Here is a 10,898-nt window from a genome sequence, read left to right as displayed (position 1 = left end):
ACTGGGATACATGACACCTGTTCAGTACCGCCAAGAGGCCCTTAAAAAAGCTGTCTGATTTACTGTTGACAATCCAGTGTCACTTTGACCCACTACAAGTTTGTTTCGCTCTAAAAATGTGATATGATCATTTTAGGTCATTAATTAGATATGATGAAGGCAAAAATGGGATATTAGATGACATTTTAAGGACATTTTGAGTTATCAAATGCTTTTAGAGGAGGTTAGTATAATCGTTGGATTCATTCAAACAGGAAAATAAAATAAGACCTCTTATATATAAACCAGTGTTTTCTTACCCATATGATATGGAGATTTTTAGTGTATCTTCTCTCAAAGAGCGAACCCCAGAGGAAAGTATGAAAATCACTTATCGTTATGAGTTTTATATGCTCATTTGTGTCACCGAAGGAACTTGTACTCAATGGATCGATTTTGAGCCCATCCCTTGTAAGGAAGGAACTTTGATAGTCGTAACACCTGGACAAGTCCATAATTTTGGAAACGATGAGAACTGGGATGGATGGGTTATTCTTTTCCGTGACGAATTCCTTCTTCCTACTTCACTTACGTTGAATGAACTCAATTTAACGTTTGATATTGGCAGAACCCCTAAGGGTTTAACGCTAAATACTACAGAGCTACAGCGAGCAAACACGTTGATAGAGCAAATGGTTCAAGACTCCTTAATTCAAGTAGCTAAAGAAGATGTTCATATTTTGTTACGGTTTCAGCTTTATGCATTTGTAGCTTGGCTTAACCTCATTCAAAAACAAAAAAAAATTCCTTCTACTTCTCAGGTCTCACAAAAGTTTTTGAAGTTTCAAGAATTAGTGGAGAAAAATTATGCCCAATTAAATCATGTTAGTGACTATGCAGCCCTTTTAAATTGCACAGAAAAAACGTTAACACGGGTTACAGTCGCAGCTGTTGGAATAAGTGCTAAAGCTTTCATATCAGCTCGAATTAGTCTCGAAGCTAAACGTTTGTTAATGCATACAGATTACTTGATTAGCGACATTGCAGAAATGCTTAATTTCCAAGAAACGACTCACTTTAGTAAATTTTTCAAACGGGAAACTGGCTTTACGCCTGTAGAATTCCGAAAGCAGAACCTTTAATTATATATTTTTAACCATGCCTAAAGTACATGAATGGGGAACACCTCTAAAAAATTTGGCTTAACCATTACAGAGTTTTTAAGAACACACATTTGTTGTTCAACAGGGAGTGATACTGTGATACAAGGAACATTATTTGATAATGAACATGATCGACCGTTGGCTAATCGGGTGCGTCCTCAATCATTGGAGGACTTTATAGGACAAAAACATTTACTTGGCCCTGGAAAAGTTCTGCAAGATATGATTAAAAACGATCAAGTGTCTTCTATGATATTTTGGGGTCCTCCAGGTGTTGGCAAAACAACACTAGCTAAAATTATTGCCAATCAAACCAAGTCTAAGTTTATTGATTTTAGTGCTGTAACTAGCGGTATTAAAGATATCCGGAATGTAATGAAGGAAGCTGAGGGAAACAGGCAGCTTGGGGAGAAAACCCTTCTATTCATCGATGAAATTCACCGCTTCAACAAGGCACAGCAGGATGCTTTTCTTCCGTATGTGGAAAAAGGAAGTATTATTCTCATCGGTGCGACTACTGAAAACCCATCGTTTGAAGTTAACTCAGCCTTGTTATCTCGGAGCAAAGTATTTGTCCTTCATCAATTAAGCAGTGAAGATATTGTTGAATTGCTAGAAAAAGCGATTTTGGATCCTAAAGGATACGGAGATCAGAAGATAAGTTTTGAAGAGGGGGTACTTTCTGCTATCGCAGAATATTCAAATGGCGATGCCAGAGTGGCACTTAACACCTTAGAAATGGCTGTGCTAAATGGAGAGAAACAAGATGAAGCCATTCTAATTAGCAAAGAAGGGCTGCTTCAAATTATTCATCGGAAATCACTTTTATATGACAAAGATGGTGAAGAACACTACAATATCATTTCTGCATTGCATAAATCTATGCGAAATAGTGATGTAAATGCATCTATTTATTGGTTGTCACGAATGTTGGAATCAGGTGAAGATCCGTTATTTATCGCTCGTAGGCTGGTTAGGTTTGCAAGTGAGGACGTAGGTTTGGCAGACAATAGGGCATTGGAAATCACTGTTTCGGTATTTCAAGCCTGTCAATTGATAGGGATGCCAGAGTGTGATGTTCATCTAACACAAGCCGTTATTTATTTGACCCTGGCTCCTAAATCGAATTCCGCTTACATGGCTTATCGCTATGCGAAAAAAGATGCCTTACATTCCATGAGTGAACCTGTCCCATTGCAACTTCGGAACGCTCCAACGAAGCTTATGAAAGAGCTGAATTATGGCAAAGGGTATCAGTATGCCCATGACACAGAAGAAAAGCTAACAAAAATGCAGACCATGCCTGACTCCCTGATTGGACGTGAATATTACCATCCGACAACACAGGGATCTGAATCTAAAATTAAACAAAGGATGGAAGAAATTGCAGCATGGCACAAACAGAACAACAATCAAAAATAAATACATTGGAATATAGGAGAAAATTAAAATGAAATTAGAAGAAATCGTTGAATACGGTTTGTCATATCCAGCCTCATATGAGGATCATCCTTTTGGAGATGGTTGGACAGCCATACGCCACCAAGGAAACGAGAAGATATTTGCGTTAATATTTGAAAAAGATGGCCATCTTTGTGTTAATTTAAAATGTGATCCTGATCGATCCGAATTCCTTCGAAACGCATTTGAAGAAGTTAAACCGGGATATCATATGAGCAAAGAGCATTGGAATACGGTTATCCTAGATGGAGAACTTCCGGAGGATGATCTTCACGACATGGTAAAACATAGTTTTGATCTTACGAAGCCCAAACGTAAGGTGAAAAAATAACTTATTAGGAAAAATGTAATGGTGTTTATCTAGGGGGAAATCAAACAAACAGTGACAGACAAGACTTGGTAAGCATATAAAGTCTTGTCTGTTGCTGTTTATATATTAAACAAATTGATTCGTAACCCCCGAGCTCTTTATGTCATCGATGTTACTAGGTGAAATTGCATCAGAAGATGGGTCTATATAAGTTACTAACCCTAACAAAAAAGGTGGTATGTTATTGTATAATGCCCTTACGGAGCAGGGTTTTTACCATACTGAGAATAAAAGAAATGCGTTTAATCAATCTTCATCTCAACGCTTCTCTTTACTTCTTTTATAAAAATCAAAGGAAGTCTTCCTTACCGAGAACAGACGAAGAGCAAAACTACGTCATACCATGCATGTCTTTTCTTTTTGGAGGGGAACCTGTAAAGTAGTTCTTCGATAAATTCTGCTGCATCGAGAGCAAGCAAGTGGGGGAAACAAACTTGAAACACAGATATGAGTTTATTGAACATCATGATCATATGCCCTTTAAGCTATTTATTAACAGCATTGATCATATCCCGTTCCATTGGCATAAGGAGCTAGAGCTGATATATGTTCTGAAAGGATCGGGGGAAATCCATGTTGCCCAAGAGCATTTTATCCTGCAGGAGGAAGATCTGCTCGTTATCAACAGTATGGATGTGCACAAGATCGACAAAACGGATGAAGTCAACGTTTTGCTTACTCAACAGGTCGATCCCGGAATAATACAATCTCAGTTCCAACAAGACAAAAACCGGATTGACTGCAGCTAGGCCGGTGCACAGGGTTCGGGGAATCCCCATTTTATCTCCATTCGCTCCAGTATCGGCCAAATGATGTGGGAGTTGAACAAACAGGAGAAAGGCTACAGTGATAAAGTGATGGGGCATTTGCATCTGCTAATGGGCCAGCTGATTCGATATTTTTCTTCCTCTGAGCTGGTGGACGGCAGCAAGAACGCGAGCGATGTGGATCTCGAGCGGCTGCGTCGTATTATTCAATATGTCGACGAGAATTATATGTATAAAATCAATCTAAACCAGATGGCTGAGCAGGAGCATTTGAGCTTTTATTATTTTTCTCACTTTTTTAATAGTAAGATTGGAATATCCTTTCAGAAGTATTTCACTTTGATTCGTTTAGAAAAAGCCGAAACAAGGCTAAGGGAGACCACAAGCAACATTATTGATATTGCCACGGATTGCGGATTTGCCAATGTAAAGCTGTTTAATAAGGAGTTTTAAAGAGAAAATGGGCGTAACGCCATCAGAGTAGCGGCAGAAGCATGTGCGCCAGAACGGGGATAGAGAGGATAGCCGTCTCCCTTTAAAAGAAGATACACAGGAAAGTGGCTCCTACATAAAATTTGATACGGTGAAGGTCACCCGTACCTTTTACAGTTGTAATTGGTGGTATTATTTCAAAGAATTAACCTAATTAGTTCAATAAATAGATATCTAAATTTACACACCATTATAATATGTAATAAAAAAATTAACGTTATAAATTGAGAATCTTGGAGAGTTATTACCAAGATTCTTTTCTTTGTAATCAAGGCTAGGAGGTATAAAACAAACCACACTCTTCGTCTACTTTATACAGATAGCCCTTATACGGTGAAAGAGGTAAAGAAAGATGTTGCGGTCGCACCCATTATATTGACATACCTGAACAAAGATGGAGCTAATCATTGGCTAACAAAAAACTCCCGTCCTCATAAAGGGTCGAGAGTTAGACATCATGTTACGAGAAGAGAAATAAAATTCTCCATTTTTAAACAGGATACTCTTCCATTGGAGCAATCGCTTTTCATTTAGCTCATATCTATTTTGGAAGTAAAACCTAGTTAAGTGTCAATTACAGATGAACTCTCCAAAACCTAGCTTGCAATCCATCCACCATCTACATGAATGACTTCACCGTTAATATATGCGGCGCCTGGGCTAGATAGGAAGTGAATGGTTGCTGCAACCTCCGAAGGTTGCCCACCACGACGAGCGGGAACGACCGTATCAAGGTAGCTGGCATTCGACTCGTCATTGTCTTCGCCCGATTCCGCGGAGATCAAGTCACCAAGAAGCTCTCGAGAAGTAGCGAGAATTGATGTATTGATTACTCCGGGAGCAACAGAGTTTGCTGTAATACCATAAGATCCAAGATCGACGGCCAGACGGCGGGTCATTCCCTCAAGACCTGCCTTGGAGGCATCGTATGAAAGTCCATCAGGGGATGTGCGAGTGGCTGCGATTGAACTAATAGTAATAATACGACCTGATTTTTGACGAACCATTACCTCTGAAACGGGTTTTATAACGTTAAATGCGCCTGTGAGATTAACTGAAATAATCTTGTCCCAAAGTTCATATGTGGTTTCCTGAATACCGGCAAGACCGTCAAAGATGCCGGCATTGCTGACAAGAACGTCAATAGAGCCAAACTCCTTATCAATACTCTCAATTACCTCACGAACTTTGCGAGCGTCAGCCACATCAATGAGGTGGGTGGTGACGTGAGGCAAATCTGCAGAGATTTCGTCGAGTCTTTCCTGTGATATGTCGAGCAAATGTACGCGGTCGCCGGATTCGGCGAATGCTTGTGCAGTAGCAGCACCAATACCGCTGCCAGCGCCGGTAATTACAATGTTACGGGGATTAAATGACATAGTGTTTCCTCCTAGATATTAATCCTTCTGATAGTAGGATTGAATTTATTATAGCCAAGTTAATATGTTTAAAAACACATTGAACTGGCAATGAAATACACCATGAGCGTTGACATAGCTTCATGTGATGAATATAATCGTAGCACCAAATTTAGTGGTTTTATAGTAACAATTGTACAAATTTTTATAAATATAGAACCAGATTTAGAAGGAGAGAGAGTATGCGTTTCAAAACTTTACAAATTGGAGAAGATTTACGAGAACATATTTCTTACAGCAGCCATTCCATCCCACTGACAATTTGTATTGATCATTTTGATGATTACTTTAGGAATGAGTGGAGCTGTCATTGGCATGATGAGTTTGAATTTGCAATCGTCTTAAAAGGTAAAGCAGAATACACAGTTTATGATGGAACGAAACAAATTTCTACCAAAAAACTTGGTGAGGGAGATGGCATATTTATTAATACCGGAAGCCTTCACAGCGCAAAAGGAACGACACCAGGTACTGTTGTTGCAGGTTTTGTATTTCCACTTGCCTTTTTTGACATAAAACATTTTGAAACTATTTATCGCCAAAATATTCGACCGATTATAGATTCCGGGATTACTAATTTGTTCTTGACTGCCACAGATCAGAAAGACCAATTACTCTTATCCGGGATTGAAGAACTTTGTTCCCTTACTGAGCAGGAAAATGGTTATGAACTTCATTGCATCGAACTGGTCTTCAGAATTTGGAGGCTCCTTACTGCTCGGATTTTACATGATAAAAAAGAAATGTTTTCTTTAATTTCTGATAATACACAGGAACAACGTCTGAAAGAATTGCTATCCTATATCCATGCACATTTTAGCGAACGTATCAGCATTGACGAAATGGTGAAATCTGTAGGAATCAGCCGGACGGAGTGTTTTCGTTGTTTCCATGCAATCTTAAAAAAATCTCCAACAGAATATCTAACAGATTACCGTTTATCTATGGCTACTATGCTGCTGGCTAACACCAATCAGGCAATTTCGGACATCTCTTTTTCCTGTGGTTTTAACAGTGTCAGTTACTTTGGAAAATTGTTCAAGAACCAGACCGGACTCTCCCCCAAAAAATATCGGGATAAAGTTAGTTTTAAAAATTCAGAAATGCAAAATTAAAACATATATTGGTAATAATTACCTGTAAGACAATAACAAATAACTTCGTGAGTAAACACAAATAAAATATTTAAACCAAATTTAACTATGAAATTACCTGGTTGAATCACCATCATACGATAACTATTCTATATTGAAGGCAGAGTGAGAAAAATGATACAAAACAAATCAGATGATGCTATTGAAATTGTTGGTGCTTCTGAAAATAACTTAAAGCATATAGATTTGAAAATAGAAAAGGAAAAATTAGTGATTTTCGCGGGTGTTTCTGGATCAGGTAAAAGTTCTTTAGCCTTTGATACAATCGCAGTGGAGAGTAGTCGACAATGGCAGGCATCATATCCTCTTTATTTAAGAAATAAAATGCCGCATTATGAGCGTCCAGCCGTAGATTTTATTCGTAACCTTACTCCTTCTATTGTGGTAGATCAGAAACCTATGGGTACAAATGCTCGTTCTACAGTGGGGACTGCTACAGATGTAGCTCCATTAATCCGCTTATTGTTCTCACGTGTAGGATCTCCCAGTGCAGGTGGAGCTACAGCTTATTCTTTTAATCACCCATTAGGGATGTGTCCCACATGTACAGGCCTTGGAAAACGTTTAGACCTGAACGATGACAGCCTTTTTAATCCGGAAGGAAGTATACAACAAGGAGGAATACGGTTTAGTCAATTTTCCGCCGGTTGGCAAAGTCGATTATATTTAGATAATCCTTTTCTTGATTCAGAAAAAAAACTAATGGATTTCAGTGATGAAGAATGGAAAATACTCCAATACGGAACAGACAAACCATTGAAAATTGAATTAAAATCAAATAATACCGGTAAAACAGACAAAGTGGATTATGAGGGAGTTATCCCCCGTTTTCGTAGGTTATATCTCAATAGGGATATTTCTAAACTAAAAAAGAGTTTGCAAGATGAAATTAACTCTTTTGTACAATCTCGTCCATGTATTGCTTGTAAAGGTACAGGACTAAATCCAAATGCGTTAGCATCTAAAATCGACAACCATAATATTGCGGATTATTATGATCTTCAAGTAAGTGATTTGCTTCCTATACTTCAAAAAGTCAGTACTCCCGTAGGTACTTCGATCGCTAGGCAAATAGCGTCTGTCTTAGAACATATGGTTGAAGTGGGGTTAGGGTATCTGACCCTTTCACGGAGAACAGACACTCTGTCAGGCGGTGAGATTCAACGTCTGAAAATGATTCGTCATTTGGGAAGTAACTTAAGTAATATCACTTATATTTTTGATGAGCCTACTGCTGGACTTCACCCTGAAGATGCCAAACGAATTGCAAAGTTACTCTTGAAGCTGCGCGATAAACATAATCTTGTTATTGTAGTGGAACACAGCAGAAGCATGATTGAACTGGCAGATGAAATTGTAGAGCTTGGACCAAAAGCAGGTAATCACGGAGGTCATCTTGTTTTTCAGGGAACAGTTGAATCCCTAAAAAAGGCTGATACTCTAACCGCCCATGCATTGCGTGAGCCAGTGATTGTCAACAGGTCACCGCGAACTTGGAAAGAGGAATTTCTGATCGAAAATGCTACTACAAATAATTTAAAGGGTATATCTATTTCTATACCTAAAGGTGTATTAACGGCCGTTAGCGGTGTAGCGGGTTCAGGTAAAAGTAGCTTGATTCGTAAGGAATTTGTTTCTCTTTACCCATCATCCATTGTTATTGATCAGAAACCTATTGGTATCTCATCTCGATCTACTCCAGCCACATATACCGGGATAATGGATGAGATACGCAAAATATTTGCAAAGGAAAATGGTGTCGGTCCAGAGTGGTTTAGCTCAAATTCAAAAGGAGCATGTCCCGTTTGTAACGGAACTGGTGAAATAAAGCCTGATGTTGCTTTTGCAGATGCTGTAGCCATTGTCTGCGAAGAATGTGGTGGTGGTCGTTTTAATCCTGAAGCGTTGAGTTACAAATATAAGGGAAAAAATATTAAAGAGGTATTAGCACTCACGATTGATCAGGCACTACAATTTTTCTCAATGAAGAAAATACAAGAACGTTTAAAAAGTTTACAAGAAGTGGGTCTTGGATACATGGCTCTCGGTCAGTCTACAAGTACATTTTCAGGTGGCGAAAGTCAAAGATTAAAGCTTGCTAGTGAAATTCATAAAAAAGGAAATGTTTTTGTACTTGATGAGCCGTCCACAGGTCTACATCATAATGATATCAAACGGTTAACTGCGTTATTTAACCAACTCGTAAATCAAGGAAATACAGTTATCATCATTGAGCATCGGTTAGAAATAATAGCATTAGCTGATTGGATCATAGACTTAGGACCAAGCGGTGGACATGAAGGTGGACAAGTGATATTTAGTGGAACTCCTGTTGATTTAATGGAATGTAAAAAATCTGTTACTGCACATTATTTAAAATCAGTAGTAGAGGAGAACATCTAACTAAAACTTCCAACACATTATCTTATCATCCAGGTTATCGAGGACAAAAACATAGTCCTATTAAAGTCGCTACTTTTAGCGGCTTTTTTTATGTTATCGTTACAAGTTCTTGTCCACACAGTCCCATTGCGGATTAGATGAATATTGCTCAAAGTATTTAATGAAAGTTGAAGAAAAAACAATGTTCCATAACACATATGTACAAAATACGAGTTTTGTGAAAATGTATAAAGAAAACGGCCGCACAACGGCCATTTTCCAGTTGACCCGTTCACTTACTTATCCATATTGATTACGGCTTTTCTCATCTCTTCATCAGTTAAATGCGTATAGATCATCGTCGTTTGGATTGACGAATGCCCCAGCTGATTCTTCAGCCTTGGCACGTCGTTGTTCTCCAGATGGTAACGGGTTGCGAAGGAATGCCTCAAGGAATGCACCGTTAAAGCCGGTTTTCCGAATGCTGTCGCGTATTTTTCGATCAGCTTTTCAATCGATCTCGGCGTTAAGCGCCGGCTTTTGCCTTTGCGGCCGATCGGCGCTGCTATAAATAAGTAATTTTCCGATTTATCCGGAACGTATCGCGTTTCCCGGATGTTCAAATAGCTTTCCAGGTCCCATAGCGCTTGCTGGCTAAAATATACATATTGCTCCTTATTACCTTTACGCAGCACACGCACCTGGCCTTTATTCATATCCAAATCCTCGATGTTGATGCCTGCCACCTCGGATAGACGCAGCCCAGATCCAAGAATAAGCGATACGATGGCCGTATCCCGCTCGCGGTTAAACTCATGGAATCGTGCTATACGTTTGTTGTTTCTATGTATTTCACCGAAATCATGCGCCACAAACAGCCGAAACTTTTCAAAATCGTCTTCCCGCAGAATTTTGCCTTCAATACGGTTCGCAACGGTTTCCTGGCTTTCCTTGATGGAATTAAAGTCAATCTTGGCCATGACGTTCCGCTGGATATACGGCTTCAAATCCGGCGTTTCGGCTTTGTTCTGCAAATAATCGAACAGCGACTTTAACGCCGATAGCTTGCGGTTGATCGTGTATTTGTTGTTTCCCAATTGATATTCCAGGAATGACAGAAAATTTTCGACCTCACGCACCGTCAGTGACTCCAAAACCGATAACTCGATGTTTTTGCGTTGATCAGCAGCCAGTTTCTCAGCCACCAGCCAATCAAAAAAGATAAGGTAGTCGTGGCAGTAGTTCAGCAGCGTTGTATGTGACAGCTTGCGTTTGCGGCTATCGATATATTCGGTTACGTACCATGGGAGCTCCGCGCATTTATCATCAACGCGTTTTATGTAATGCAGCTTTATGTTTTTATCCATTGATTGCTAAACCTCCTTAATGTACAGAATAAATTATTTATATTTATTCGTCAAATTATTATTTTACGTAATAATATAGAGATTATCTAAAAGAAAAAATAAAACCGTAATTGCAGACATTTTCGGTGCTCGCCCAGATGACGATCGTTGCGCTGAATTGAACTGCTGCGTCCCCATTCGGCAGGAGAAGACGGCTTGGCCAGCCCGACTTCTTCAACACGGTTATGTCGTCCGGTAACTTCTTCCGTACCATTATTTCGCCGTGATTCGGTCAGACCCCCTAATTTTGGAGAGATGCCGAAAAAAAGATGCTCAGCCGTAGAATAGCTCGACTTTGCTCGTTCA

Annotated in this window: 10 protein-coding genes; 7 read left to right on the top strand and 3 right to left on the bottom strand. The window is 39.3% G+C overall.

Translation table 11 applies throughout. The features are described 5' to 3' along the window. The first annotated feature begins 236 nt into the window (after positions 1 to 236). The 5 genes from ACI1P2_RS31170 (at position 237) to ACI1P2_RS31150 (ending at position 4,193) form a co-directional block, all read left to right on the top strand. Entirely contained in the window at positions 237 to 1,121 is an 885-nt protein-coding gene (locus tag ACI1P2_RS31170; RefSeq protein ID WP_355327616.1) for an AraC family transcriptional regulator, read from the top strand. 117 nt (positions 1,122 to 1,238) lie between these two features. Continuing rightward, positions 1,239 to 2,564 (top strand): replication-associated recombination protein A, encoded by a 1,326-nt coding sequence (locus ACI1P2_RS31165; RefSeq protein WP_355327613.1) that lies wholly within the window; start codon positions 1,239 to 1,241, stop codon positions 2,562 to 2,564. A 28-nt stretch (positions 2,565 to 2,592) separates the two neighbouring features. Then, positions 2,593 to 2,934, top strand: a complete 342-nt coding sequence (locus ACI1P2_RS31160) for an MmcQ/YjbR family DNA-binding protein (RefSeq protein WP_355327610.1) — start codon at positions 2,593 to 2,595, stop codon at positions 2,932 to 2,934. A 473-nt stretch (positions 2,935 to 3,407) separates the two neighbouring features. After that, on the top strand, positions 3,408 to 3,722 hold the full coding sequence (locus ACI1P2_RS31155) for a cupin domain-containing protein (RefSeq protein WP_355327607.1): 315 nt from the start codon (positions 3,408 to 3,410) through the stop codon (positions 3,720 to 3,722). 72 nt (positions 3,723 to 3,794) lie between these two features. Continuing rightward, positions 3,795 to 4,193 carry a helix-turn-helix transcriptional regulator gene (locus ACI1P2_RS31150; protein ID WP_355327604.1) on the top strand — a complete coding sequence of 133 codons (399 nt, stop codon included), beginning with the start codon at positions 3,795 to 3,797 and terminating at the stop codon, positions 4,191 to 4,193. 635 nt (positions 4,194 to 4,828) lie between these two features. Here the strand turns inward: ACI1P2_RS31150 and ACI1P2_RS31145 are convergent. Further along, positions 4,829 to 5,611: an SDR family NAD(P)-dependent oxidoreductase gene (locus tag ACI1P2_RS31145; RefSeq protein ID WP_355327601.1), complete on the bottom strand. Its 783-nt coding sequence runs from the start codon at positions 5,609 to 5,611 to the stop codon at positions 4,829 to 4,831. A gap of 221 nt (positions 5,612 to 5,832) precedes the next feature. Here ACI1P2_RS31145 and ACI1P2_RS31140 point away from each other — a divergent pair, with 221 nt between their 5' ends. Continuing rightward, positions 5,833 to 6,765 (top strand): AraC family transcriptional regulator, encoded by a 933-nt coding sequence (locus tag ACI1P2_RS31140; protein WP_355327598.1) that lies wholly within the window; start codon positions 5,833 to 5,835, stop codon positions 6,763 to 6,765. A gap of 153 nt (positions 6,766 to 6,918) precedes the next feature. Continuing rightward, the gene (locus ACI1P2_RS31135; RefSeq protein WP_355327596.1) at positions 6,919 to 9,207 is read left to right on the top strand and encodes an excinuclease ABC subunit UvrA; all 2,289 of its coding nucleotides are present in this window, start codon (positions 6,919 to 6,921) and stop codon (positions 9,205 to 9,207) included. A gap of 275 nt (positions 9,208 to 9,482) precedes the next feature. On the opposite strand, the gene xerS is transcribed toward ACI1P2_RS31135, so the two are convergent. Both xerS and ACI1P2_RS31125 read right to left on the bottom strand, forming a co-directional pair. Continuing rightward, a complete protein-coding gene (gene xerS, locus ACI1P2_RS31130) occupies positions 9,483 to 10,553 on the bottom strand; it encodes a tyrosine recombinase XerS (protein ID WP_355327593.1) in 1,071 nt (356 codons plus the stop codon). 86 nt (positions 10,554 to 10,639) lie between these two features. After that, a partial coding sequence (locus tag ACI1P2_RS31125) for a hypothetical protein (RefSeq protein WP_355327590.1) occupies positions 10,640 to 10,898 on the bottom strand: 259 nt, incomplete at its 5' end.

This window comes from Paenibacillus jiangxiensis, assembly GCF_046098255.1.
Classification (GTDB): Bacteria; Bacillota; Bacilli; order Paenibacillales; family Paenibacillaceae; genus Paenibacillus; species Paenibacillus jiagnxiensis.
The sequence above is the reverse complement of the archived record's forward strand: the minus strand, read 5'-3'. Positions and strand labels throughout refer to the sequence as shown.

Bases quoted from the DNA above. Each gene is read 5' to 3' on its own strand.
- ACI1P2_RS31160 (WP_355327610.1), top strand. From the start codon at position 2,593: ATGAAATTAGAAGAAATCGTTGAATACGGTTTGTCATATCCAGCCTCA.
- ACI1P2_RS31135 (WP_355327596.1), top strand. From the start codon at position 6,919: ATGATACAAAACAAATCAGATGATGCTATTGAAATTGTTGGTGCTTCT.
- ACI1P2_RS31145 (WP_355327601.1), bottom strand. From the start codon at position 5,611: ATGTCATTTAATCCCCGTAACATTGTAATTACCGGCGCTGGCAGCGGT.
- xerS (WP_355327593.1), bottom strand. From the start codon at position 10,553: ATGGATAAAAACATAAAGCTGCATTACATAAAACGCGTTGATGATAAA.
- ACI1P2_RS31140 (WP_355327598.1), top strand. From the start codon at position 5,833: ATGCGTTTCAAAACTTTACAAATTGGAGAAGATTTACGAGAACATATT.